At 32.2% G+C, this 26340-nt stretch carries 31 protein-coding genes; 22 read left to right on the forward strand and 9 right to left on the reverse strand.

Translation table 11 applies throughout. The features are described from left to right. The 21 genes from EAG11_RS22840 to EAG11_RS10940 all read left to right on the forward strand — a co-directional run bounded on the left by EAG11_RS22840 (nt 1) and on the right by EAG11_RS10940 (nt 14032). Complete coding sequence (locus tag EAG11_RS22840; RefSeq protein ID WP_371414641.1) at nt 1-252, forward strand: DUF2085 domain-containing protein; 252 nt, start codon at nt 1-3, stop codon at nt 250-252. A 2-nt stretch (nt 253-254) separates the two neighbouring features. After that, the gene (locus EAG11_RS10850) at nt 255-767 is read left to right on the forward strand and encodes a ClbS/DfsB family four-helix bundle protein (protein ID WP_129539191.1); all 513 of its coding nucleotides are present in this window, start codon (nt 255-257) and stop codon (nt 765-767) included. A 236-nt stretch (nt 768-1003) separates the two neighbouring features. Then, the gene (gene ribB / locus EAG11_RS10855; protein WP_129539192.1) at nt 1004-1672 is read left to right on the forward strand and encodes a 3,4-dihydroxy-2-butanone-4-phosphate synthase; all 669 of its coding nucleotides are present in this window, start codon (nt 1004-1006) and stop codon (nt 1670-1672) included. Nucleotides 1673-1675: 3 nt separating this feature from the next. Next, on the forward strand, nt 1676-2245 hold the full coding sequence (locus EAG11_RS10860; RefSeq protein WP_129539193.1) for a Crp/Fnr family transcriptional regulator: 570 nt from the start codon (nt 1676-1678) through the stop codon (nt 2243-2245). Nucleotides 2246-2725: 480 nt separating this feature from the next. Next, nucleotides 2726-3235: a hypothetical protein gene (locus EAG11_RS22315; RefSeq protein WP_242499147.1), complete on the forward strand. Its 510-nt coding sequence runs from the start codon at nt 2726-2728 to the stop codon at nt 3233-3235. An 89-nt stretch (nt 3236-3324) separates the two neighbouring features. Continuing rightward, nucleotides 3325-4125: a S9 family peptidase gene (locus EAG11_RS22320; RefSeq protein WP_242499365.1), complete on the forward strand. Its 801-nt coding sequence runs from the start codon at nt 3325-3327 to the stop codon at nt 4123-4125. Between the two features lie 20 nt (nt 4126-4145). After that, the gene (locus EAG11_RS10870) at nt 4146-4460 is read left to right on the forward strand and encodes a barstar family protein (protein ID WP_129539194.1); all 315 of its coding nucleotides are present in this window, start codon (nt 4146-4148) and stop codon (nt 4458-4460) included. Between the two features lie 35 nt (nt 4461-4495). Continuing rightward, on the forward strand, nt 4496-5077 hold the full coding sequence (locus tag EAG11_RS10875) for a TIGR00730 family Rossman fold protein (RefSeq protein ID WP_129539195.1): 582 nt from the start codon (nt 4496-4498) through the stop codon (nt 5075-5077). Nucleotides 5078-5097: 20 nt separating this feature from the next. Next, nucleotides 5098-5646, forward strand: a complete 549-nt coding sequence (locus EAG11_RS21935) for a hypothetical protein (RefSeq protein WP_129539196.1) — start codon at nt 5098-5100, stop codon at nt 5644-5646. Nucleotides 5647-5674: 28 nt separating this feature from the next. Continuing rightward, a complete protein-coding gene (locus EAG11_RS10885) occupies nt 5675-6055 on the forward strand; it encodes a VOC family protein (protein WP_129539197.1) in 381 nt (126 codons plus the stop codon). Nucleotides 6056-6061: 6 nt separating this feature from the next. After that, nucleotides 6062-6682, forward strand: coding sequence for a hypothetical protein (locus EAG11_RS10890; protein ID WP_129539198.1), 621 nt, complete (start codon nt 6062-6064; stop codon nt 6680-6682). A 20-nt stretch (nt 6683-6702) separates the two neighbouring features. Continuing rightward, nucleotides 6703-7095: an ACT domain-containing protein gene (locus tag EAG11_RS10895; protein WP_129539199.1), complete on the forward strand. Its 393-nt coding sequence runs from the start codon at nt 6703-6705 to the stop codon at nt 7093-7095. 170 nt (nt 7096-7265) lie between these two features. Further along, a complete protein-coding gene (locus EAG11_RS10900) occupies nt 7266-7778 on the forward strand; it encodes a DUF1772 domain-containing protein (RefSeq protein ID WP_129539200.1) in 513 nt (170 codons plus the stop codon). Nucleotides 7779-8053: 275 nt separating this feature from the next. Next, nucleotides 8054-8812, forward strand: a complete 759-nt coding sequence (locus tag EAG11_RS10905) for a methyltransferase domain-containing protein (RefSeq protein ID WP_129539201.1) — start codon at nt 8054-8056, stop codon at nt 8810-8812. 22 nt (nt 8813-8834) lie between these two features. Beyond that, complete coding sequence (locus EAG11_RS10910; protein ID WP_129539202.1) at nt 8835-9299, forward strand: SRPBCC family protein; 465 nt, start codon at nt 8835-8837, stop codon at nt 9297-9299. A 30-nt stretch (nt 9300-9329) separates the two neighbouring features. After that, complete coding sequence (locus EAG11_RS10915; RefSeq protein WP_129539203.1) at nt 9330-10130, forward strand: bifunctional 2-polyprenyl-6-hydroxyphenol methylase/3-demethylubiquinol 3-O-methyltransferase UbiG; 801 nt, start codon at nt 9330-9332, stop codon at nt 10128-10130. A gap of 28 nt (nt 10131-10158) precedes the next feature. After that, nucleotides 10159-10584, forward strand: coding sequence for a DUF3995 domain-containing protein (locus tag EAG11_RS10920; protein WP_129539204.1), 426 nt, complete (start codon nt 10159-10161; stop codon nt 10582-10584). A gap of 51 nt (nt 10585-10635) precedes the next feature. Beyond that, nucleotides 10636-11091, forward strand: a complete 456-nt coding sequence (locus tag EAG11_RS10925; protein ID WP_129539205.1) for a GyrI-like domain-containing protein — start codon at nt 10636-10638, stop codon at nt 11089-11091. Between the two features lie 122 nt (nt 11092-11213). Next, complete coding sequence (locus EAG11_RS10930) at nt 11214-11786, forward strand: Crp/Fnr family transcriptional regulator (RefSeq protein ID WP_129539206.1); 573 nt, start codon at nt 11214-11216, stop codon at nt 11784-11786. 78 nt (nt 11787-11864) lie between these two features. Next, entirely contained in the window at nt 11865-12311 is a 447-nt protein-coding gene (locus EAG11_RS10935) for a carboxymuconolactone decarboxylase family protein (RefSeq protein WP_129539207.1), read from the forward strand. 293 nt (nt 12312-12604) lie between these two features. Further along, nucleotides 12605-14032, forward strand: a complete 1428-nt coding sequence (locus EAG11_RS10940) for an L-serine ammonia-lyase (RefSeq protein ID WP_129539208.1) — start codon at nt 12605-12607, stop codon at nt 14030-14032. Between the two features lie 163 nt (nt 14033-14195). Here the strand turns inward: EAG11_RS10940 and EAG11_RS10945 are convergent, their stop codons facing one another. From EAG11_RS10945 to kdpB, 5 genes are all read right to left on the reverse strand, one after another. Next, nucleotides 14196-15914, reverse strand: a complete 1719-nt coding sequence (locus tag EAG11_RS10945) for an ATP-binding protein (protein ID WP_129539209.1) — start codon at nt 15912-15914, stop codon at nt 14196-14198. A gap of 141 nt (nt 15915-16055) precedes the next feature. Next, the gene (locus tag EAG11_RS10950) at nt 16056-17183 is read right to left on the reverse strand and encodes a sensor protein KdpD (RefSeq protein WP_129539210.1); all 1128 of its coding nucleotides are present in this window, start codon (nt 17181-17183) and stop codon (nt 16056-16058) included. A gap of 84 nt (nt 17184-17267) precedes the next feature. Further along, nucleotides 17268-18344 (reverse strand): porin, encoded by a 1077-nt coding sequence (locus tag EAG11_RS10955; RefSeq protein WP_129539211.1) that lies wholly within the window; start codon nt 18342-18344, stop codon nt 17268-17270. Nucleotides 18345-18927: 583 nt separating this feature from the next. Further along, nucleotides 18928-19494 carry a K(+)-transporting ATPase subunit C gene (locus EAG11_RS10960; RefSeq protein ID WP_129539212.1) on the reverse strand — a complete coding sequence of 189 codons (567 nt, stop codon included), beginning with the start codon at nt 19492-19494 and terminating at the stop codon, nt 18928-18930. A 96-nt stretch (nt 19495-19590) separates the two neighbouring features. Then, on the reverse strand, nt 19591-21648 hold the full coding sequence (gene kdpB / locus EAG11_RS10965) for a potassium-transporting ATPase subunit KdpB (protein ID WP_129539213.1): 2058 nt from the start codon (nt 21646-21648) through the stop codon (nt 19591-19593). 75 nt (nt 21649-21723) lie between these two features. On the opposite strand from kdpB, the gene EAG11_RS10970 reads away from it, so the two are divergent. Beyond that, a complete protein-coding gene (locus EAG11_RS10970; protein ID WP_129539214.1) occupies nt 21724-22092 on the forward strand; it encodes a four helix bundle protein in 369 nt (122 codons plus the stop codon). A 132-nt stretch (nt 22093-22224) separates the two neighbouring features. Here the strand turns inward: EAG11_RS10970 and kdpA are convergent, their stop codons facing one another. The 4 genes from kdpA to EAG11_RS10990 form a co-directional block, all read right to left on the reverse strand. Beyond that, nucleotides 22225-23943, reverse strand: a complete 1719-nt coding sequence (kdpA, locus tag EAG11_RS10975) for a potassium-transporting ATPase subunit KdpA (protein WP_129539215.1) — start codon at nt 23941-23943, stop codon at nt 22225-22227. A 147-nt stretch (nt 23944-24090) separates the two neighbouring features. Beyond that, nucleotides 24091-24168, reverse strand: a complete 78-nt coding sequence (kdpF, locus tag EAG11_RS10980) for a K(+)-transporting ATPase subunit F (protein ID WP_129541086.1) — start codon at nt 24166-24168, stop codon at nt 24091-24093. Nucleotides 24169-24355: 187 nt separating this feature from the next. Beyond that, nucleotides 24356-24637, reverse strand: a complete 282-nt coding sequence (locus tag EAG11_RS10985; protein WP_129539216.1) for a hypothetical protein — start codon at nt 24635-24637, stop codon at nt 24356-24358. Nucleotides 24638-24800: 163 nt separating this feature from the next. Further along, nucleotides 24801-26144 carry a sigma-54 dependent transcriptional regulator gene (locus EAG11_RS10990; protein WP_164998757.1) on the reverse strand — a complete coding sequence of 448 codons (1344 nt, stop codon included), beginning with the start codon at nt 26142-26144 and terminating at the stop codon, nt 24801-24803. Between the last annotated feature and the right edge of the window lie 196 nt (nt 26145-26340).

A 26340-nucleotide genomic window follows, 5' to 3' on the forward strand; every position in this document is an offset into this window, starting at 1 on the left:
ATGCCTTTTTGTGCAAGGTGCTTAGGCGCAAGTATAGGACATATCTTTTGCGCCATTTGTTACTTTTTTTATTTCCTCCCCCCCTTTTACTTTTCGATAATTGGTTTAACACTAATGCTCGCTGATTGGTATTTTCAAAATTCATTACACAAATACCATAGTAACTTCATGAGACTAATGACAGGTACAATTGGAGGCTTTTCGATGGGAATAATTATATGGAAAACAATTGATTTTATACTAAAATTTTAAACATGGCTGTACCACAAAATAAGACAGAACTTTTAAAAGAGATTGAAATAACATACACAAAACTTAAAGAGGATTTAAAAACTATTCCCGTTGAACTAACAAACGAAAAAACACTTGAAGGTCATTCTAAAAATACCCTAATGACTGTAAATAATTTAGTTTCATACTTAATTGGCTGGGGAGAATTAGTTTTAAAATGGCATCATAAAAAGAACAATAATGATCCTGTAGATTTTCCCGAAACTGGTTATAAATGGAACGAGTTAGGCAAACTTGCCCAGAAATTTTATACCGATTATCAAGATTTAGATTTTATAGCACTTCAGGAAAAATTAGATACTACTGTAGATGAATTACAAACCTTGATTAAAAGCTACGATAACAACACACTTTATGAGCAAGAGTGGTATGAAAAGTGGACAATGGGAAGAATGATACAATTCAATACCTCATCCCCATACAAAAATGCCAGAGCCAGAATAAGAAAATGGAAAAAAGAAAATAACTTACTTTAAAACATTAAAATCCCAAACCTATATGAATTAGTTTGGGATTTTTTTTTGACATACATCAATGTTTTTCCTTTATTATTTAAACAATTTTGTCACATAAAAATTTAATAATGAACAAAAAAGTATTTCGAATACGTGATTTTTTTTTATCGTAATCAGCCAAATGATTATCACAGTATTCATGGGGTTACGCAAATTATTCTTAATACTAAAAAACTAGTTCAAAAAACAACTTCAAAATGAATACTGCAATAGAAAATGAAAATCCGTTATTATTATTTGGTACAAATAGTCAAGAGCGGGTTGAGAATGCAATTAAAGAACTTAAAAAAGGAAAAGGAATTTTATTAATTGATGATAAAGACCGTGAAAATGAAGGCGATTTAGTTTTTTCGGCTCAACATATGTCAGTCGAAGATATGGCATTAATGATACGTGAATGCAGCGGAATTGTATGTCTTTGCCTTACCAACAAAAAAGCAGATGAATTAGAATTGCCTTATATGGTAAAAGAAAATACTAGTCTCTTTCAAACTCCTTTTACAGTTTCTATAGAAGCAAAAGAAGGGGTTACAACAGGGCTTTCCGCATCAGATAGAATTCAAACCATAAAAACAGCTTCTGCAGCTGATGCAAAAGCTTCAGACTTAGTAAAACCAGGACATATTTTTCCATTAAGAGCAAATGACAATGGTGTTCTAGAAAGAAACGGACATACTGAAGGAAGTGTAGATTTAATGAAATTATCAGGTTTAAAACCAGAGGCTGTATTATGCGAATTAATGAACTCAGATGGGACAATGGCAAGATTACCCGAAATTTTATCATTTGCCAAAAAGCACCAATTGCTTGTTTTAACAATAGCTGATATTATACATTATCGTAAATTTGTTAAAGATTTTATTTAAACCATGAAAGAGCAATTAATCAAATACATAAAAGAAGTATCAACGGTTACAGACGAAGAACTAGAAAAAATAATAAGCTACTTTAATTCTTTAGATGTCGAAAAGAATGAGCTCTTGGTTCTTCCTGGGCAAACCACTCAACGAATGTATTTTATTTGCAATGGTTGCTTACGCATCTTTTTTATAACCGAAGAAGGGCAAGAAGCAACACGCTATTTGGGTTTCGAAAGTAATTTTGTAACTGCTCTATCTAGCTTTGTATTAAATGAACCCTCTTTAGAATTTGTTCAAGCCTTAGAACCAACAGAATTACTTTATATTTCACGTAAAGACTTTTATCACTTGCTGGAAAGCATCCCTAATTGGGGTAGTTTTTACAGGCATTATATGGAAATGGCATATGTTACCAATACCAAAAGACTCATGTCGTTCTTAACACAAAATGCAACCGAAAGGTATAAACATTTATTAGATACTAATCCAAAAGTAGCACAACGCTTGTCTAACAAAATAGTTTCTTCCTACCTCAACATCTCTCAGGAAACATTAAGCCGAGTAAAATCTAAGAACTAACTCAAATCTCATTTCAAAATATAAACAGGCAATACTAGTTTCTAGTCATTGCCTGTTTTCTTTTAGATGTACATCTATATTTTTCATAACTTCGTTTACTATAAAGAAAAACAACCAATTGTTAATGAATCAAGATAGTATTAACATATCAAATAACAAAGTCATTAACTTGCAAATGGTCAAAATCTCACGAGGTCAGATCATATTAAGAAACGATAGAATTTAACATACTTAGACAGTAAATACCCAGCCTTTCTTAACGAAAAAAAACACATCTTATATTATTAAAATCAATTACTTATAATTTCATATAGCCCCAAATTATAACAATAATATAAAACTGAATATGAACCGAATTACAGTTTTTTGTAGATCAAGTTTCGGAAACAAAAAAGAATAGACAATTTTATATAATTTCTGTAACAAAATACGTTTTGTGAGACTATTCTGTTACCATTATATAATTTAAAAACGAACCAAATGAAACAAACTATAGTATCAATACTAACAATTTTAACCACATTAACTGTTTTCGGACAAGACATTTCAGGAGAATGGAATGGTCTTTTAAATGTTCCGGGAAAACAATTAAGTATTGTCTTTAATATCAAAAAAGTAGACACTGGTTTTAAATCAACAATGGACAGTCCTGATCAAGGCGCAAAAGATATTCCAGTAACTACAACAAGTTTTGAGAACTCAACTTTAAAACTTACCATTGAAAGTGCTAAAATCGAATATGAAGGCATTCTTGACAAAGACAATAAAATAGTTGGTAATTTTAAACAAGCAGGTCATTCATTTCCGATGAATTTATCGCGAGAAAAAATTGAAAAAGAAAAACTAATACGTCCGCAAGAGCCGACTAAACCGTATCCTTATTACTCCGAAGATGTCACTTTTAAAAATGAAAAAGCAGGAATAACTCTGGCTGGAACATTAACGCTTCCTAAAAAAGAAGGTGTTTTCCCTGTTGTTATTTTAATTTAATAAGCGGAAGCGGCCCACAAAACCGCGATGAAGAACTTGTAGGGCATAAACCATTCTTAGTATTATCAGACTTTTTAACTAGAAACGGAATTGCAGTTTTACGATATGATGATAGAGGAACAGCACAATCTACAGGTAACTTTAAGAACTCAACTTCTTTAGATTTTGCCACAGATGCTCTGGCAGCAGTAAACTATTTACTAACCAGAAAAGAAATTAACAAACAAAAAATTGGTTTAATCGGTCATAGCGAAGGAGGTTTAATTGCTCCAATTGTTGCTACAAATTCTAAGAACATTAGTTTTATTGTATTGCTTGCAGGCCCTGGACTTCCTGGGAACCAATTGCTTTTATTACAACAAAAAACAATTGCAGAAGCAGCAGGAATGAGTGATGCTGCTATTCAGAAAGCACAAGAAATAAACAAAACAGCTTTTAATATTATTGCTAAATCTAAAAGCCCAGAACAATTAAAAACCGATATAACAGCTTACATGACTCAAGTTTCTAAAACAGATCCTAACAAACCAGCAGGAATGACTGAGGCAGAATATATTAAAATGCAAACAGACAAGATTCTAACTCCTTGGATGGTAACTTTCCTTACCTTTAACCCAGCCCCAACATTAGAGAAGGTAAAATGTCCTGTTTTAGCACTTAATGGAGCCAAAGATTTACAAGTTGCACCAAAAGAAAATCTAACCACTATAAAAGAAGCCCTTTTAAAAGGAGGAAATAAAAACATTACAATCAAAGAATTACCAAACCTGAATCATTTATTTCAGGAATGCAAAACTGGTTTACCCCAAGAATATGCAACTATAGAACAAACATTTGCGCCAATAGCTCTGAACGAAATTCTAGATTGGATAAAAATACAGACTAAATAAAATTTAATCAAGCTGTAACAATGAACGATAAATCGACATCTCAAAATAGCAAACTAAAAATATTCATTAACGGAAATATTTGCCAAAGTCGAGAAGATTTCTGGAATGCCTATGCAAAAGAAATCGATCCTGAATCAGCAAAACATTTTGGAAAAAACTTAGATGCTTTTAATGATGCCATTTCAGCCGCTGGTCCAGGATATCCGGGAGAATGTACTATAGAAATAACAGGAACAGAAAATTTAAACAAAATATTTGGCAAGGAAAATTTTCAGTACATAATCGAATTATTTACAAAGGCAGACTTTGTAGATTTAATTACTCAAGAAAACTAATTACCGATTACATAATACATTTTACAATTAAACAAATGAACCGAATTACAGTTTTTTGCGGATCAAGTTTCGGAAACAAAAAAGAATATGAAACTCAAGCCTTTCAACTTGGACAAATAATGTCTGAAAATAATATTGATTTAGTTTATGGTGGAGCCAAAGTTGGTCTTATGGGAGCCGTTGCTGATGGAGTTTTGAATAAAAACGGGAAAGTAATTGGTGTCCTGCCAGACTTTTTAATGAAAAAAGAAATTGCTCACGATAATTTAACCGAATTAATTATCGTAAAAAGTATGCATGAAAGAAAAACCAAAATGAACGAATTAAGTGATGGCGTAATTGCTTTACCAGGTGGATTCGGAACGCTGGAAGAGTTTTTTGAAATGCTTACATGGGCGCAACTCGGACTTCATAAAAAACCAATAGGAATTTTAAATATCGATGGATTTTACGATTTATTACTAGAATTTATACTAAAAATGGTAAATGAAGGTTTCTTAAAAGAGATCAACCAACAAATGATAATCGTAAGTACAGATTCACAGGATTTACTCCTCAAAATGAAAAGTTACGTAGCACCAGAAGTTGGGAAATGGATTAAAAAAGGAAATGAATAAATCATTTAAAATCAAAAAACATGCCTTTAGATAATTTAAATTTAGAAATTCCAAAATTGATTTTTAATGCAAGCGGAGAGTTAATAATCCTTCCTTCCCCTACTTCATCCAAAGATGATTTTGATTTTTTTCAAGGGAAAACTAACATTATAAATAAAAAACTAAAATACCGATTCTCTGATTGTACAGAATGGATTGAATTTCCATCGACTCAGGAAATGTATAAAGTTCTAAACGGAATTGGCAATATTGATAATTATCTAGCCGAATTTGATGGTGTTCCTTTTGAAGGAATGACGGTGCGACTCTTTAATCCTGAAACAAAATTATGGAGTATTTATTGGTCAGATTCTAATACAGGTGTTTTAGATAAACCAGTTATAGGATCATTCGAAAAAAAAGTAGGTCATTTCTTTTCAAGAGATATTTACGAAGGCAAGAAAGTAATTCAGTTATTTCGTTGGGATGCCAGAGACAAAAAAAATCCTATTTGGAGTCAGGCAATGTCAGCCAATAATGGAGAAACCTGGGAATGGAATTGGTATATGTACATGACCAAAGTGAAATAAACAAAAAAAGAATGCACTTAAATTGAATATGAAAAACAAATCAAATCCAGTTGTCTATTTTGAAATTCCTGTAACCGATATAGAAAGAGCCATCCGATTTTATGCAGCAGTATTTAACTTCGATTTTGAGCGAGATATTATTCATGGTAACGAAATGGCATTTTTCCCTCTTATCGAAGGTAATAATGGAATTTCGGGTGCTTTGGCTAAAGGAGAAATATACAACCCTACTATAAACGGAACGCTTATATATTTTAATACCGAAGATATTGATGCAACTTTAAATCTTGCTGTAAAAAATGGTGCCGAAGTTTTATTTCCAATAACATCAAACGGAGAATATGGTTCTGTAGCCGAATTTAAAGATTGCGAAGGAAACAGAATTGCATTACATATGGCTAATAAATAAATTATTATGAGTTCATTAGAAGCTACCAAAGCTGTTTTGAAAACTGGAGAAGAAAAACTTATGTATAATGAAAAGTCTTTAAATTTCTCATTACTTGATTTTTGGCGTTGGAGTGTTTCAGATATTGTTAGTAATGCAACACGTGGCCGTTTAGCAGAATTTATTGTTGCAACAGCTGTAAATATTGATATAAAAGAAATTCGAGATGAATGGGGCGCCTATGATTTAGAAACACCTGACAAAATAAAAATTGAAATAAAATCTGCTGCATATATACAATCATGGGAACAAAAGAAACTATCGTCAATTAGTTTCAGTACAAAACTATCCCAGCCTTGGAATTCAGAAATTGATAAACGTTCAACAATACCAATTAGAAGTGCTGATGTATATGTTTTTTGCCTTTTACATCATTTAAACAAACCAACAATAAATCCTCTTAATTTAAATCATTGGGAGTTTTATGTCTTGTCAACTGAAGAATTGAATAATTACAAGCGAAGTCAACATTCAATAACATTAAATTCTTTAAAAAAATTGACCAATTCGGTTGAATATGATAAATTAAAAAATGAAATAGAAGAAAAAAACAAATTAAACATTAAAATTGTATCTAGCATAATTTAAAATAAAAACAATCCATTAAAATGTCAGGAGAAAAAGATTTAGACAAATTACTCAAAAGCATGAAACCAAAACATAATGTTGGCGATTATGTTTTTTGCACCGCACAAAGTCTTGAAAATATAGCTATCAAAGATATTGTAATGTCATTTACAGAAAGTGAAGGCATTACTTTAATCTTAAAAAAAGAAATTGCCGACGAGCTAAAACTTGATTATTCAGTTGTAATGTCGTGGATAACACTTACTGTGCATTCCTCATTAGAAGCTGTAGGTTTAACTGCCGCTTTCGCGAAAGCGTTATCCGATAATAACATTAGTTGTAATGTTGTAGCTGCATTTTATCACGACCACATTTTTGTAAACAAAAAAGACACAGACAACGCCATGACTATTTTAAATAAATTTTCAGAATAGAGTTAATCCATATTTCATGACAACAGATATCATAGAAATAAACAACTTCGTCGTTTTAATCGAACAAACGAATTAAAAAAAAATCTTTTCGAACAAATTTTAATCCACTTAAAACAAACAACTTATAATCAATAGTTCTAATTTTATCATGCTAATTAAACATCATAATCATGGAACCATTTATTGTCGACGCAAAAACTATTGTTTTATTACTTACTACATTATTAACTGGGCTTTTGGCTGGAATATTTTTCACTTGGTCAAATGCTATAACTCCAGGTATTGGCAGACTTGATGATATAAATTATCTCAGTGCATTCCAGAACATGAACAGGACTATTGTAAACCCATTATTCTTAATTATATTTATGGGACCAGTATTTTTATCTTTTGTTACAGCATATCTGTATAAATCCAATCATTCCAATATTTTATGGCTATTACTCCTTGCCACAATACTATATTTTGTAGGCGTTTTTCTAGTAACAATCATTGGGAATATTCCGTTAAATAACCTTTTAGACAAAACCGATTTAACCAATATATCACTAGAAGAGGCAAGAAGTTTAAGAGACAAATTCGAACTTAAATGGAATAATCTACATCTGGTTCGAACTATAACATCAACTCTATCATTCCTCTTATTAATTATAGCGTGTTTGTTTAGAAATAGTATCTTTTAATCTTAAAACAAAACGACAAAATTGTCATAGTTTTTTACCAATAAATTGTTTTGGATTCTTATTACAGAGGCTGTTGTTATTATTATACACTTTTATTAAAAATTAAAGATTAAAACCAGATCACAAAACATACAATCGCTATAAAAAACCTTGTTAACTCTGCGAAAATCTTTGCGCCTTTGCAGTTAATTTTTAAACTACAGATTCCTGTTTTTAACTAAATAAAAAGCTTTAATTTCCTTAACTTCGTTTTCCACATAAAACCTCTGCAAATTATGGCATGGAATCCTGAAAAATACAACGAGTTTAAAGCACTTCGCTACAAACCTTTCTTTGATTTGGTTGCCCATATTGTGGATAAACCAAATATGAAAGTCATTGATTTAGGTTGTGGAACTGGAGAGTTAACCCATATGCTATCCGAAAGACTAACTAATCCATCAGTAAAAGGCATCGATTCCTCGAAAGAAATGCTGGAAAAGGCCAAAAAAATTACCTCGATACAATTTGATCAAAAAACAATTGAAGAACAAATCAATACGGGAGAAAAATGGGATTTAATTTTTGCAAATGCATCTATTCAATGGGTAGATAATCATGAAGAATTATTTCCTAAAATTATATCATTATTAAATTCCGATGGACAATTGGCAATCCAAATGCCTTGTCAAAACGAAAATTTACTCAATCAGATTGTAATCGAATTGGTTCAGGAAGAACCGTATAAAAGTGCATTGAATAATTGGAAACGACTTTCTCCAGTGCTCTCAATGGATGATTACGCACAAATTTTATTCGAAAATAACGGTACCGATATACTAATTTACCAAAAAGTATATCCCATGATAGCTAGCTCTCATGACGAATTATATGAGTTCATTCTAGGTTCAACATTAGTTCCGTATTTCGAAAGATTAAAAGGCGAAATTAAAGAACAATTCATCAAAGAATTTAAAATAAGAATCGCCAAAAGGTTTAGTAAAACACCATCATTATACGCATTCAAAAGAATCCTCTTATATGCAAAATTCTAAATCTAACTAAAAAAAAATCTCTATGAGTAGCAATCCAAAATCTGTTGAAGCTCAAATGCTGATAAGAAAACCAGCTGCAATTGTTTTTAATGCATTTATTGACCCAAATGTAACAAAGAACTTTTGGTTTACAAAAGGAAGTGATAAACTGACTGTAGGCAAAAACATAATCTGGGAATGGGAAATGTATAACGTATCAACGACTGTTTTTGTAAAAGAGATTATCGAAAACGAAAAAATTTCTATTGAATGGAATGAACCTAAAACAACCGTTGATTTCGAATTCAAAAAAATAACAGACGATACCACTTATGTAGTTATCAAAAACTATGGCTTTGATAAAGAAGGCGACGAACTCTTAAATATAATCAAAGATGCTACTGGCGGATTTACTACAGTTCTCGATGGATTAAAAGCCTATTTAGAGCATAATATCAACCTGAACCTTATAGCCGATAAATTCCCTAAAGAAGCTTTTAACAAATAAAAAAAGACATTCTCAAATCATATTAAAAAAATGAGCTCAGAAAACAATTATATAGAAGTGAATAAAGAATCATGGAACAGTCGGGTTGAGTCACATCTTAAATCTGATTTTTATGATTTAAAAGGTTTCCTAAAAGGAAATACTTCATTAAACAGTATCGAATTAGAATTACTAGGTGATATAAAAAGAAAATCAATCCTGCATTTGCAATGTCATTTTGGTCAAGACACCATTTCTTTAGCAAGACTTGGCGCAACTGTTACGGGTGTCGATTTATCAGACAAAGCAATAGATGGCGCAAACAAACTAGCAAAAGAAGCAAATGTTGAAGCATCATTTATATGTTGTGACATCTACGACTTACCAAACCATCTAAACCAGAAATTCGATATTATCTTTACAAGTTACGGAGCGATTCCATGGCTACCAGACCTCGATAAATGGGCAAAATTAATCTCTGATTTCCTTAAGCCAAATGGAAAATTAATCTTTGCAGAATTTCATCCAGTCGTTTGGATGTTTGATGATAATTTTGAAAAAGTAGGATATAATTATTTCAACTCGGGAGCAATAATAGAAACTCAAGAAGGAACCTACGCCGATAAAAATGCTCCAATACAACTAGAATATGTATGCTGGAATCATAGCATGAGTGAGGTAATAAATAGCCTAATTAAAAACGGGCTGGAGCTAAATTCCTTAAATGAATTTGATTATTCGCCATACAATTGCTTCAATAACACCATAGAATTTGAACCAAAAAAATACAGAATAAAACATCTGGAAAATAAAATACCAATGGTGTATTCAATAGCTGCAACAAAAAAATAGCAAGCTCAAAAACATAACTCATTACATTATGCAAACAACAATTGGATTTATTCTCGTTTCCATTTTTCTATTCCTGGCTGGAATCCATATTTATTGGGGATTTGGCGGAAAATGGGGAAATGATGCCGCAATACCAACAACCGAAAACAACAAAAAAGTAATCGATCCAAAACTAAAAGAATGCTTGGTAGTTGCAATTGCACTACTTAGTCTTTCGGTTATCGTTTTAGTAAAATCCGAAATAATAGCTTTTAGTTTACCTAATTGGCTGCAAGAATATGGGCTTTGGATTATTTCGATATTGTTTATTGTGAGGGCAATTGGCGAATTCAAATATGTGGGATTTTTCAAAAAAGTCAAGACCACAAAATTTGCACAAATGGACACAAAATACTTCTCACCATTATGTTTATTAATTTCTTTTTTAGCAATGACGTTAGCATTTACAACATGATTATTTGAACTACTTTTACATACAATAACATTATAAATTGAAATCAAAAAAATGGAATTAATTACTATCGAAGAGTTTTTCATTATAGGTTTATCGATAAGAACTACCAATGAAAATGAACAATCAGCAACGGATATTCCTGCACTTTGGAATAAATTCATGACTGAAAATACAATCGAAAATATCCCGAATAAAATAGACAGCTCTATCTATTCTGTCTACACCGAATATGAAAAAGATTATACCAAACCATACACTACAATTTTAGGTTGTAAAGTTTCAAGTTTAGACAATATCCCAGCTGGAATGACAGGAAAAACTATTGCAAAAGAAACCTACAAACAATTTACAGCCAAAGGGAATTTAGCAGATGGTATAGTAATCCAGAAATGGATAGAAATTTGGAATACTGACCTCAACAGAAAATACACTGCCGATTTTGAGATATATGGAGAAAAAGCATCCAACCCTGAAAATGCTGAAGTGCCTATTTTCATAGCTCTTTAGTTGTTTTTAGATTCTCTCGCAAAATCACTGAGTCACAAAGAAAACAAATTATATAAACTAAAACTTTGCTACTTTGCGAGAATTTATAATTACAACATTTATATATTAAAATAAAAACAATAATGCAACCAAACCTAATTGAACATATAAAAAAGTACGTCGAACTAAACGATGAACAAACTCAATTGGTTTTGGCTAATATCAAGCCTATTGCCCTAAAAAAGAAAAGCTATTTACTAGAAGAAGGACAAATATGTTCTTCACTTTATTTTGTGGAAAAAGGATGTTTGCGTTTCTTCTTTATCAATGATAAAGGAACCGAACAAATCACACAATTTGCAATCGAAAACTGGTGGATTGCCGATTATATGAGTTTTGATACACAATCGCCATCACAATTTTACATTCAGGCAATCGAAAACACTGAAGTATATGCTTTTGATTATCACAATCAGGAAAAAGTATTTAGCCAATTACCACAACTCGAACGTTACTTCCGTCTTGTTTTACATAGAGCTTATTCGGCTGCTCAATTGCGAATGAAGTATTTATACGATTTTACAAAAGAAGAGAGTTATCAGCATTTTATCACCCGATTTCCTGAGTTTGTACAGCGTATCCCGCAATATATGTTGGCATCCTACCTAAATCTTACTCCAGAATATTTAAGCGAAATAAGAAAAAACACCTTTTAATTTCATTTCTTAAACCAGCTTAAGATTTTTGATAATTGCTATAAATACCTTTGCCTAATAATCTAAAACAAAGAAATCATGAGTAAGAGAATTAAAATTGCACAAACCCAACCAACAGCAATAAAACCATTATTGGATTTGAATACCTACTTAGATTCAACTCCTTTAACCCACACACATCACGAATTAATAAAAATTAGAACATCACAAATAAACGGCTGTGCGTATTGCATCGATTTACATACAAAAGATGCCCGCAAATATGGCGAAACCGAACAACGTATTTATTTATTGAATGCTTGGAGAGAAGTTGATTTTTACTCAGAAGAAGAAAGAGCAATTTTAGCTCTGACCGAAGAAATTACATTAATCAGTAACGGAGGAGTTTCAGACGAAACCTATCAAAAAGCTGCTAGTTTATTTGATGAAAACTATTTGTCAAATATCATAATGGCTATTATTACAATAAATGCCTGGAACAGAATTGGGGTTACAACCGAAATGAAACCAGCTCTAACTCGCTAAAAAATAAAAATTTTAATCATTAAGATATTAAGCACTAAAACTTAATAGTTCTTAATATCTTAATGGTTCATAATAATTTTCGCTAGTTTTTCTGATACTTTTTTTATTAATTAAAACTAAAACCCTAATTTTTAGATAACCAGAAAATTATAATCAATATTTTTTACATTATTATTTTATTGCCAAATTATTAATATTAAATAAAAATTTTAATAAATACGCAACATTAACAATTCTTCTTTTAATTTCATTGCATTATTCAATTATCTTTGTGATAACAAAATTATAGTATAATGGAAGAATGTATATCGGTTTTTGATATGCTTAAGATTGGTGTAGGACCTTCAAGCTCACACACCCTTGGACCTTGGCGTGCAGCAGAACGTTTTCTAGCTGAGTTAAAAAGTGAAAATCTGTTTTCTCAAATCACTCGTGTCAAAGTCGATTTGTATGGCTCTCTTTCTTTAACGGGAAAAGGTCATGCTACCGATTTGGCAGTTATGTTAGGATTAAGCGGTCAAGATCCCGAATATATTCCTATAAATGACATTGCAGGAATTATCAAATCTATCGAAGAAACTAATACAATTATCCTTGGAAATGAGATAACGATTCCGTTTTTCTTTTTACAAGATATTATTTTCAATAAAGAATTCTTGCCGTTTCATGCCAATGGTTTAAAATTTACGGCCTATGCCAAAGATGATTCTGAATACGAGTCTATCTTCTACTCTATTGGTGGAGGATTTGTAGTCAAAGAAGAGCGTGAAAATGCCAAAATAAAATCGGAGATCAAATGTGCTTTTCCGTTTCCTATACAAAACGCAGCAGAACTTTTAAATTATACCATTGCTCAAAACAAATCCATTTCGGAAATAGTTTATGAGAATGAAAAATCGATGCGTTCTGAAGAATTCATTAATAACGAATTAATGCGCATTTGGAATACAATGCTAGAATGTATGTACATCGGTTGTCACTCTGAAGGAATACTTCCTGGTGGACTAAATGTGCGTCGTAGAGCATTTGATATGCACCAAAACCTCATCGGTTTATCTAATTATAATTCTCCACAAACATGGCTAGAAGAAATAAGAAAAACCGAAGTAAAATTTCGTCAAATCCTAAAATGGGTAAGTTGTTTTGCACTTGCGGTAAATGAAGTTAATGCAGCTTTAGGACGAGTGGTTACTGCTCCTACCAATGGTAGTGCTGGAGTAATTCCTGCCGTTTTAATGTATTATCTAGTAATCGAGAACCATAATGCAGGCGAAAAAGAAATCAAACAATTCCTGATGGTTGCAGGCGAAATAGGAAGTATCTTCAAAAAAGGTTCTACAATTTCTGCAGCAATGGGAGGCTGTCAAGCCGAAATAGGTGTTTCATCATCTATGGCAGCAGCAGCACTTTGCGAATTAATGGGCGGAACTCCTGCACAAGTTTTAATGGCTGCCGAAATCGCCATGGAACATCACTTAGGATTAACCTGTGACCCAATTGGAGGATTAGTACAAATACCTTGTATCGAAAGAAATACTATGGGAGCTATAAAAGCGATCAATGCAGCTGAATTAGCTTTAGAAACCGATTCGAAAAATGCAAAAGTACCACTAGATAAAGTCATCGATACTATGTGGCAAACTGCAAAAGATATGAATTCTAAATACAAAGAAACCTCCGAAGGAGGATTAGCAATTGCCGTGAATATGGCGGATTGCTAGTATTCAGTTGTAGTTTTCAGTACCAGTCGCAGTAATAGATTTCAGTTATAAAAAAAGTGTTCAGTCACAGTCGCAGTTTAAAAACTACAAGATTGTACTGAACACTTTTTATTTTATAGATTTCAATCACTTAAAAACTGCGACTGGTACTAAATACTGAAAGCTAGGCTTTCAACAGTTTAAACCAAAAAGAACTTCCTAATCCCAACTCACTTTCTACACCAATAGTTCCGTTTTGTGCTTCGATAAATTCTTTACTAATCGACAAGCCAAGTCCTGTTCCTGATTTATGGCTTCCTGGTATCTGGAAAAATTTATCAAATACTTTCGACTTATAATGACTATCAATACCTTTTCCAGTATCGACTACCTCAAAAACAATCTGATTTTTCTCTTTTTTAAGTTTAACTGTTATACTACTTTTTTCATAAGAATATCTGATAGCATTCGTTAAGAAATTAATCATCACCCAAGTCGTTTTCTCCGAGTCGGCTTTAATATCTGCAAGATTAGATTCACTTTCGACAATCAATTCAATTTGTTTTTGTTCTGCTTGAACTTTTACAGCTTCCAGAGCGTATTCTATCACTTTATACGGACTACATTGTCCAATATTAAGTTTGATATTACCCGTTTCTAGTTGTGCCAAATCAAGTAATTCACCCGTAATTTTCAACAAACGCTGGCTATCATCCTTAATACTATCAATTAATTGTTTCTGTTCTTCATTAATGGCACCTGTATTAGGCTTTTCTAATAATTGAAGACTTAATTTAATTGACGAAATAGGAGTTTTTAACTCATGTGAAACTGTTGCTATAAAATTAGTTTTAGCAAAGTCAAGTTCTTTAAACAGTGTAATATTTCGTAAAATAATTACTTCCCCTATATTAATAGCTTCATCCTCTCCTGTTGGTGTAATTGCAATAGTAACCTTCTCCTTATCAAAATAACTTTCTTTTCCATCGGCAAAAATTTTCATAGGATGTGCTTTTGTACTTTCAAGATCATTAATGATTAAAGATTTCATCAAATCGTTTTTTAAAGCCAAAGTTGTAGCCAATTCGCCAATTACTTCTTCCGATTTCATTCCAATAATCTTAAGTGCTTCATCATTTACAAATAAAACTTTTCCTTGATTATCTAGCCCAATTATCGGATCATGCATATTGTTTATTAAAGTCTCTAAGCGTTTCTTCTCGAATGATAATTTATATAAATTACTATCATGATATTCTTTGAGCTTCTCTGCCATTGTATTAAATGATTTTGCCAAATCACCAAATTCGTTATGATTCATAAAATGAACACGTTCTGAATAGTTTTTATTAGCGATTTGCCTAATACTTTCTGTCAATTCTTTGATTGGATTTGCAATATTATTGGGTAGATTAATTAATAAATTAAACGCAATTAAAAAACAAAGTGTACCAACAATTGCAATCGAAAAATTAGCCGTTTCTGCAGTTTTTTTTGCAATATCCCCTTTCAGTTTCATTGCATCCATATTGAGTTTCATGATTGCAAAAATATCTTGGCGTACCTGACTTTTTAATGCTTCATTATTCCAATTATGCTCTAATTTATTAAAACTTTCTTGCAAATTATTTGTCGCTTTGTCTTCCCCATTTTCTGTTACATTAATAAGTTGTTTTTTCAAATTATCTCTAAAAAAAACAATTGCTTTATTATCAGTATCATTTGCTGTATCAAGCGAAGTCAGCATATTCCTAGAATATTCTAATGTATTATAATTTGCTTTCAAGATATTTTCGGTGTCCTCTTTTATCAAAAAAATATAAAAGGCACTTACTAATGAAAGAATAATTATCATTAAGAATAACAATCCAACACCCAGATTTAATTTTGTTTTAATTTTCATCACGCATGTTTTAAAAACAAGTTTTTTTTATTTATTACTTAAACCACATAAGTTTTTCGAGAAAATACAAGTCGTTACATAAAAACAAAACTTACACGAACTTAAATTACTAATATGTTTTAAAATTATAATTTACATTTTTTAAGATAAAACAACAAGGTCAACATTCGATAAAGAAAGGCGATTTAATAATCGTCTAAAAATCGAAGTTGACAAAATTACTTTAAATAAGTTAAAATGGGGTTTCCCGATACAAACAGTTGTAATTTGTTTTTGTTCTACAATAGTAAGTATTGTATTGGTAATATTAGTACCTTCTATTTTAATTACCTCAGCACCGAGTTCTGTAGCTAATTTAAAATTATTAATTAAATGACGTTGCTTATCAAGAGCAATTTTATCACTACTTTCCTTTGGTAATTGAACATACAATACATACCAGTCACTATTATAATAACTAGCCAATCGAGCTGTTTTTCTAATAATATTCTTTGCTGTTTTTTCATTACTGCTTATACAAGCCAATAATTTTTCATGTCGCAACGCTTGCGTTTTAGGCACCTCATTTTCTACTTTTCGCACTACCTGACTTGCAACTTCTTTTAGAGCCAATTCTCGTAACTGCAAGATCTGATCAGACTTAAAAAAATTATTCAATGCCGTCTGAATTTTATCAGCAGTATAAATTTTCCCTTCCTTCAATCTGTCAATTAAATCCTCCGATGTCAAATCGATATTTACAACCTCATCTGCCAATCGTAATACATTATCCGGAATACGTTCTTTAACATCTACATTTGTAATGCGTTTTACATCTTGATTTAAACTCTCGATATGCTGAATGTTAACTGCCGAAATTACATTTATTCCAGATTCTAAAATCTCAAGAACATCTTGCCAGCGTTTTTCATTCTTACTTCCTTCAATGTTTGTATGCGCTAGTTCATCTACAATAACCACCTCAGGTCGCAGGTTAATTATAGCCTGCACATCCATTTCTTCCAGTTGCTTTCCTTTATAAAAAATAGAACGACGCGGAATCACAGGTAAACCATCCAGCAATTCATGCGTTTCCTTACGATTATGCGTTTCTATATATCCGATTTTTACATCAATTCCATTTTTTAACAGCGTATGAGCTTCCTGTAGCATACGAAAAGTTTTGCCTACGCCAGCACTCATACCAATGTAGACCTTAAACTTACCTTTACGGGATTTCTGAATTAAATCGAGAAAGTGCTTAACATTATTTTCCTTTTCGCTATCCATATTTTATTGCATTATGCTATAAGCAGTAAGCTTTAAGCAATGCGACTCTAAAAAAGCCTATCGCTTAAAGCTTATAGCCTAAAGTTAAAGAGAAATTGCCAAAGAAGTCGTTATGAACACGTTACTATCTGTTGGATTATTATTTTTCAAAAAGATATTGTCTTTACTATTCAAAGTTCGTGCTTCTAATCTAAATATCACATTTTCTGTAGCCAAATAATCAAAATTGGCTGAGAAACCGTATGTTTTAAAACCATTTGGAGTTCCAGTAGCTATAATAACACCTTTTTTATCTTGGTAATATTCGCCTCGAGCCGCTAACTGAATTTTATTAGTTGGTTTATACTGCGCCATAACAATTGGAGTGTACCAAATATCATAATTCGAACTACCGTTTGTAGCTTGTTGCGCACCGATATCAAAACCAGCAATTAAATTTACTTTTTCAGACACTCTAAACTGTCCGAAGAAATCATTAAAATACCTCCATTTTCTATCCACATCAGGATACTCATTCCCAACATAAGTACTCCAGTTTAATGTAACTCCTGAATTTGGTTTATAAGTAACCTGTGATCCAAAGGCAGGAGTCTGATTCCCTTCAACCTTCTGAATGCGCTGCCATCCATTTAAATACATAACTGCCAAATACCATTTTTCGCTCTTAGATGTATATCCTAATTTCACACCCGCTTCATAATACGGAGAATTTTCAGCCAGGATACTTCTGGTCAAAGTCATACAATCCTTTCCTATTGCACTTTCAAAACCAATGTGCGAAGGCATAATTCCCGCATCAATCCAAAGGTTATGTTCTTGCGAAATTTTCACTCCCACATTAGCCTCATATACATTTTTTAATAAACCTTGCTCGGCGGCCAAATTATACTCAGCATAAGTTCCAGCCATAAGAGCAAAATTCCCTCGAACATTATCTTTAGCATAATTCACTTTTGCCAAACCTAAATTCAGGTTTACCTCATTATGCTTGTTATAATTATAAAGAAAACCTGGACGAGTATGATTATCTGGTTTCCCAAAATCATAACTATAATAAGTATCTATATAGCCCGTAAAAGTAAACGGACTTTTAGATTCTTCTTGAGCATTAACTGTTGTGTATCCGAAAGCTATTAAAGCTGTAAGTATTATTTTTTTCATTTTATAAGGGATCCAAACCCAACAAGTTTCTATAACCTATCGAGTATAATTAAAATTTATCTATTCGTTTTTTTGGAGGTATCCCGATAACTATCGGGACCAGCTATCCGCTATATCTTTTCCTGGCTAAAGAAGCCAGAAAAGGATATCGCTTCTTCCGATAAATATCAGAACTGGGCTAAAACACTTGGGGCAACAAGGGCTTTAGTTATCCTAACAGGCATCCAAAACCTATTAGGTCATAAAGGGCAAATTCAGATAAAGTAACTACAAGCTTATCTCTATTTTGTCCGTAAATTTTCATACACACAAGGCACTAGAAACCTTGCTAACAGATTTTTAAAACCTGTTAGATTTAGTATTAATCATCATATTTAAAAGTTTTTTATCCTAACAGGTTAGGCATTCTCATTAAAAAATTTAGTTTTTTATTCCAAATTTGTCATTTCGACGAAGGAAAAATCACATATGCTGGCACATATTGTTAAAAGTACATTCGTTTAATATTGGGTAATTTAATTCGTCTGTTCTCTACCACTCGAATTCCCTTCGTTAAAATGACATAAAATGCAGGAGCAAAAACCTAAGATCCTTTTTTAGAAAGTTCGTCAAGAGCAATATTCAATTCTAAAACATTCACCATTGCAGTACCTGCAAACTTTGGAGTACTGATTTTAGATTCAACCAAAGCTTTAACTTTATCTTCATCTAATTTTCTTTCTTTGGCAACACGTTTCACCTGAACCAAAGCACCTTGTGGTGAAATATTCGGATCTAAACCACTACCCGAAGCAGTAACCATATCGGCAGGAATTTCGGATTTTTTTAAATAAGGATGAACGATTAAGAAAGTATCAATTCTTTTTTGAACCACTGCTAAGTAATCAACATTGCTTGGTCCTTTATTACTTCCTCCACTACCCGCAGCGTTATAATCTACTGCCGAAGGACGACCCCAAAAATAATTAGGCTTGTCAAATTTTTGACCTATTTTTTGATATCCTACTACTTTACCATTAACCGAAATTGTTTCTCCCTTACCTTGGTTAGGCGCAAACTGCGCAATACCATAAATTGCCAAAGGATAAATAACCGCAAACAAAACAATCGTAAGCAAAGTCAATTTTAATATTGAAAATATATTTTTCATTTGAGTTTTTTTTTGAGTTTCTAAGGGACTAAGTCTCTAAGTTTCTAAGTTTTCCCTAGAGCCTTAGTAACTTAGTACCTCAGAACCTTTATTTAATTACATAAAAAGAGCTACAACCAAATCAATTAATTTAATACCAATAAAAGGAATAATTAATCCACCTAAACCATATATCAATAAGTTTCGTTTTAGGATGGCACTCGCTCCGATTGGTTTATAATCAACACCTCTCAATGCTAGAGGAATTAGTATCGGAATGATAATTGCATTAAAGATTACAGCCGATAAAATGGCGCTTTCAGGACTATGCAAATGCATGATATTCAATCCTTCAAGAGCTGGAATTGCAGTGATAAAAAGTGCAGGAACAATTGCAAAATATTTCGCTACGTCATTCGCAATAGAGAAAGTAGTAAGCGTTCCTCTAGTCATTAACAACTGTTTTCCAATTTCAATAACCTCAATTAACTTAGTTGGGTCATTATCAAGATCAACCATGTTTCCAGCTTCCTTAGCTGCTTGAGTTCCACTATTCATTGCAACACCTACATCAGCTTGAGCAAGAGCGGGAGCATCATTAGTACCATCACCCATCATTGCAACGAGTTTACCCATTTGTTGTTCATTCTTAATGTAGTTCATTTTATCTTCAGGCTTTGCTTCAGCAATAAAATCATCAACACCTGCAGCTTCAGCAATAAACTTAGCTGTAAGAGGATTATCTCCAGTAACCATAACCGTTTTTACACCCATTTTTCTCAAACGGTCAAAACGTTCTTTCATTCCTGTTTTTATAATATCCTGTAATTCAATAACACCTTGCACATGACTATTCTTTATAACTATCAATGGCGTTCCTCCTTTAGAAGAAATATCAATTACTTTTTGAGCTGTATCTGCTGGAAAAGTATTCCCTGCTTGAAGTGCAATGTTTTTCGCAGCATCCTGAGCTCCTTTTCTTATATTGGTTCCATCTTTTAAAACAACACCACTCGTTCTGGTTTCAGCAGTAAACTTGATAGTTTGTGAAATGTTATCAGTAAGAAGTGAGATAGCAGCTTCCATTTTTCCTGTCACATCTAACGTTTTACTTAGTTCGATAATACTTTTTCCTTCTGGAGTATCGTCAGCAAGAGAACTTAATACAGCCGATTCAATAAAATCTTTTTCTGAAACACCCTCAGCAGGATAAAAATTAGTAGCTTTTCTGTTTCCTATTGTAATTGTTCCTGTTTTATCCAAAAGCAATACATCAATATCTCCAGCAGTTTCTACCGCTTTTCCAGATTTTGTAATTACATTGGCACGCAATGCTCTGTCCATACCTGCAATTCCGATTGCTGAAAGTAAACCTCCAATTGTCGTTGGAATTAAGCATACAAAAAGAGAAATAAAAGCAGCAATTGTTATTGGTGCGTTGGCATAATCAGCAAATGGTTTTAAGGTAACACAAACAATTACAAAGATTAGAGTAAATGCCGCTAGTAAAATAGTTAGAGCTATTTCATTTGGAGTTTTCTGACGACTTGCTCCTTCTACTAAAGCAATCATTTTATCAAGAAAACTTTCTCCCGGTTCAGAGGTTACAATTACTTTAATCTTATCCGACAATACTTTTGTACCTCCAGTTACTGATGATTTATCTCCACCAGCTTCTCGAATTACAGGAGCACTTTCTCCAGTAATCGCACTTTCGTCAATTGTAGCCAAACCTTCGATGATTTCACCATCAGTTGCAATTAAATCTCCTGCCTCACAAACAAAAACATCTCCTTTTTTTAATTCCGAAGAACTAATGTTTTTAATTTCACCATTAGCCAGGATTTGTTTTGCAGGCGTTTCTTCTCGTGTTTTTCTTAAACTATCCGCTTGCGCTTTACCTCTTGCTTCGGCAATAGCTTCGGCGAAATTGGCAAACAAAAGAGTTGCTAGTAAAATTAAAAATACAATTAAATTATAAGCAAAACTACCTTGGTCCTGTGCTCCCATTAATATGGAAATACAAACGGCAAGCATAATGGCAGTTCCTATTTCTACGGTAAACATTACCGGATTTTTAATCATCAATTTTGGATTAAGCTTCACAAAAGATTGCACCAAGGCATCTTTTACCTGCTTACTTTCAAACAATGAATTGGATTTATTGTTAGTCATTTTCTTATGTTAAATATTAGATGTTATATGTGAAATGTCGTACGTTTGAATAAATTCGTTAAAAATATTTAAAGTATGAAGCCACATAAAAATTTGAATTCTTGGATTAAAAGTTTTGAATTTGTCAAAGAAATTTATTTAGTTACAAATCAATTTCCATCTGATGAAAAATTTGGAATAACATCTCAAATCAGAAGAGCTGCTGTTTCTGTCCCAGTAAATATTGCCGAAGGAGCTGCTAGAAAAGGGCTAAAAGAATTTAACCATTTTTTGCATATTTCGCTAGGCTCACTATCAGAACTTGACACATTAATTTTACTGAGTAAAGAATTAAACTTTATCGACAATGAAAACTGTGAACAACTGATTAGAAAATTAGACATCATAGGAAAACTTATTTATGGATTAATTAAAAATCTTGAAAGTAGGTTGCAAAATCAGTAAATATATTTCTGTGTGTAATGTTTTTTTTAGTTGTAAAACCTAGTTTTTCATCTAGCTTTTCACATTTTACTTTTTCATATTTCACTTCATACATTTCACTCGATTCGCTTTTTACATTTTACCAAAAACTTTTTACATCGAAAAATATTCTGCCAATGGACCTAAAGCCAACGCTGGGAAGAATGATAAGGCAGCGATAATTGCAATTACAGCAAAAACCATAACTCCAAAAATAGAAGTATCCGTTTTTAAAGTTCCAGCACTTTCAGGGATATATTTTTTATTAGCAAGTAATCCAGCAATAGCCAATGGCCCGATTATAGGAATAAAACGGCTCAACAACAATACTATACCAGTAGTAATATTCCAGAAAGGATTGTTATCTCCTAAACCTTCAAAGCCAGAACCATTATTTGCAGCACTCGAGGTATATTCATATAACATTTCCGAAAATCCATGATTCCCTGGATTATTTAACCAACCCGTTGCATTACCGCTAAACCAAAATCCCATTGCAGTATCATTAGCAGCAAAATAAGAGGCCAAAGCCGTTCCTGATAGTATCAATAAAGGATGAAGAATAGCAATAAAAGCAGCAATTTTAACCTCCCGAGCTTCGATTTTCTTACCTAAAAATTCAGGAGTTCGACCCACCATTAATCCAGAAATAAATACTGCCAGAATAATAAAAACATAAAAGTTAAGGATACCAACACCACAACCACCATAAAAAGCATTGACCATCATAGCAAGTAATTCCATAGCACCCGAAATAGGCATCGAGCTATCGTGCATGCTATTAACTGAACCTGTAGAAATTACTGTTGTGGCAATACTCCAGAATCCTGAAATAGCTGGTCCAAAACGAACCTCCTTACCTTCCATGGCTCCTGTTGCTTGAGCAATTCCCATTCTTTCGATAGCAGGATTCCCATTAATTTCGCTCGTAACCGTTGGGATAACCAGAAGTAAGAATCCGATCGTCATTACTCCAAAAATTACATATGAAAATTTTCTTTTCTTTAAATAAAAACCTAAAGCAAAAATCATTGCAAACGGAACAATTAATTGAGCCCATAATTCGACAGCATTCGAAAAATAACTAGGATTCTCTAATGGATGAGCTGAGTTAGCTCCAAAAAATCCACCACCATTTGTACCAATATGTTTTATAGCAATAAAAGTAGCAGCTGGTCCGCGAGAAACCTCCACATTATCACCTTGTAAAGTAGTGATTGCATCTTTACCCTCAAAAGTCATCGGAGAACCGCTAAATACAAGAGCAGTAGCTACAATAGCAGAAAGTGGTAATAAAATACGAGTACAACTTTTTATAAAGTAATTATAAAAGTTACCTAGCTTATCTGTAGTTCTCTCTTTCATGGCCGTAAAAACCATTGCGGCAGCAGCCAGTCCGACACCAGCCGAGACAAATTGCAAGAACATCAAGAACATTTGTGATAAATAAGATACACCGCTTTCACCCGAGTAATGTTGTAAATTACAATTTACAAGAAACGAAATAGCTGTATTAAATGCTAAATCTGGACTCATCGATGGATTGTTATCGGGGTTTAAAAATAATGACCCTTGAAACAATAAGATAAAAAAGCAAAGAAAAAACCAAACCATATTTATACTTAAAAGAGCTTTTAAGTGTTGTTTCCAGTTCATTTCCTGGGTGGAATTAATTCCACTGATTTTAAAAATAAGTTTTTCAATTGGATTGAAAATCGGATCAAATAGTGTTTTATCGCCCAAATAGACTTTAGCAATATATTTCCCTAAAGGAATGGCTAAAACTATCGTTAGGATAAAAATACCGATGATGCCAAATAATTCTGTATTCATAAGATGTGTTTTGTTTATTGTAAAATGTTGATTGCAAAATGTTAATTGTAAAATATGAGAAGTAAAAACAAACTGATGTACATCATCTAACCTTCTTACTTTTCTCTTTTTACTTTTTACTTTTTTACAGAAAGCATTTTACGTAATTTAAAATTTTTCGGGTTTGATTAATACATAAATCAAATAGCCAAAAACAGCAAGGGCAATAATAAATAATGCAGTCATGATTTAAATTTTTTCAAAGAATTCTACAGATTTAAAAAAAATCGCAAAGAGTAAAACAGCCAGTGCGAGTAAAAGAATAGTGATTAACATAGGTTTTTTTTATTAAAATGGTTAAATGTGAAAATGTTAGAAGTAATAAGTGATATTTTTTTAAATGCGAAACACGAGTCATTTTACATTTCACAAACTATACTCCCAAAGAATTAATTTGTTTTATGTATTCTGCCTTCAACGATTTTGGAAATAAATCAGAAATCGTACAGTGACGCAATTCCATAAAAGAAGAAACCGAGAAAACGTACACATTCGAAATGGCACTTTTAGTTTCGTAGCTTCCCGTAATATAAAGTCGCTCAGCAAGTGCTAGACATTTTTTTGCTCTAATAATATTTCCAGTAATGATAGCTGTCTTAGTAACTTCTGCAAAGCGTTCTGCTTGTTTATAGATCGAGCTGACTTGATTTTTCATAAGAATGATTTTTTATGTTCTCTTCCCTTATGCCAAAATACATTCCAAAAAAAACAAAAACCTTCAAAGTATTCAAAATCAATGCTATACCAAATTTACATTAAAAAAAGCCATAAAAAAAGCCTATCAAAATGATAGGCTTTTCTCAGAATAGTATGTTCTGCTAATGAATGTTATATTCGTCTAATTTCCGATAAAGAGTTGCAACTCCTATTTCTAGTAATCGTGCTGCTTCTGCTTTATTTCCTTTAGTATAATTAAGTACTTTCTGAATATGAAGTTTTTCGATGCTCTGCATTGAAAATGCAGAAACTATTTTGCTACTTTTATCCACTTGATGTTGCATTTCATAAGGCAAAACATCCAAAGTTAAAACATCACCATTTACCAAAATAACAGAACGTTCTATAACGTTTTTTAATTCACGAACATTTCCTGGCCATTGATATGATTCCATTTTTTGCATGAAACCTTCATCTATAGACAACGCTTTTTTATTGGTTTTATCCGAAAATTGTTTTACATAATAATGTGCCAATGGTTCGATATCTTTTACTCTTTCGCGCAAAGACGGAATTTTAATTTCAAATATATTCAACCTAAAATATAAATCTGATCGAAAACGATGTTCTTCACTTTCTGTTTTTAAATCCCTATTAGTTGCAGCAATCAACCTAAAGTTAGATTTTCGAGGAGTAGTGTCCCCTAGCTGAATGTATTCATTGGTTTCTAGCACACGTAATAACTTCGCTTGCAATTCTAATGGCATTTCTCCTATTTCGTCAAGAAATAAAGTCCCTCCGTTTGCTTCTTCTATAAAACCTTTTTTATCTTTAATCGCACCTGTAAAGGCGCCTTGCTTATGTCCGAACAATTCACTCTCAAGGATTTCTTTACTAAAAGTACTGCAATTTAATGCCACGAATGATTTTCCAACTCTATTACTATTTTCATGAATAGACTGTGCAAAAACTTCTTTCCCTGTTCCTGTTTCACCAGTTAAAAGCACAGTCGAATCCGTTTTAGAAACTCTTCGTGCCAAATCAATTACTTGCTCCAATCCTTTTGATTTTCCAATAATATTATCAAATGAATATTTATCAGAAATACGTTTTTCGAGTTGTTTGACTTTCTTCTGTAATTGTACTTTCTCTAAAGCCTTATATAAAAGCGGAATAATTTTATCATTATCATCCCCTTTTACAATATAATCGAAAGCGCCATTTTTCATGGCTTGAACACCATCAGGAATATTACCAAAAGCAGTTAACAAAATAACTTCTGTAAGTGGAAAAGCCGATTTTATCTTTTGAAGAAAATCAACACCATTTCCATCAGGAAGCTTAACATCACAAAGCACAACATCAATATCATTTTGTTCCAATTTCTTATAACCCGATTTTAAATCTGGTGCTTCAAAGACTTCGAAACCTTCTGAGCGTATGATTCTAGCGAGAAGATTACGTAATTTTTCTTCATCGTCAATAATAAGTGTCTTTTTCAAAATAGAAATTTGTGAATTTATTTTTCAAAATTAGTTATTTTAGTTATTTGTTAATAAAATACTTCTAAATACTTTCCATTAATAATAATTCTTCAAAACTTTTACCTCCCATTTTTATATTCCCAATCAAAATTAGATTTAAAAAAATTCTATTTATTACTTTTACAGATTCAAAATATAAATCAATCCGATTGTATCG

The organism is Flavobacterium sp. 140616W15, from assembly GCF_003668995.1.
Classification (GTDB): domain Bacteria; phylum Bacteroidota; class Bacteroidia; order Flavobacteriales; family Flavobacteriaceae; genus Flavobacterium.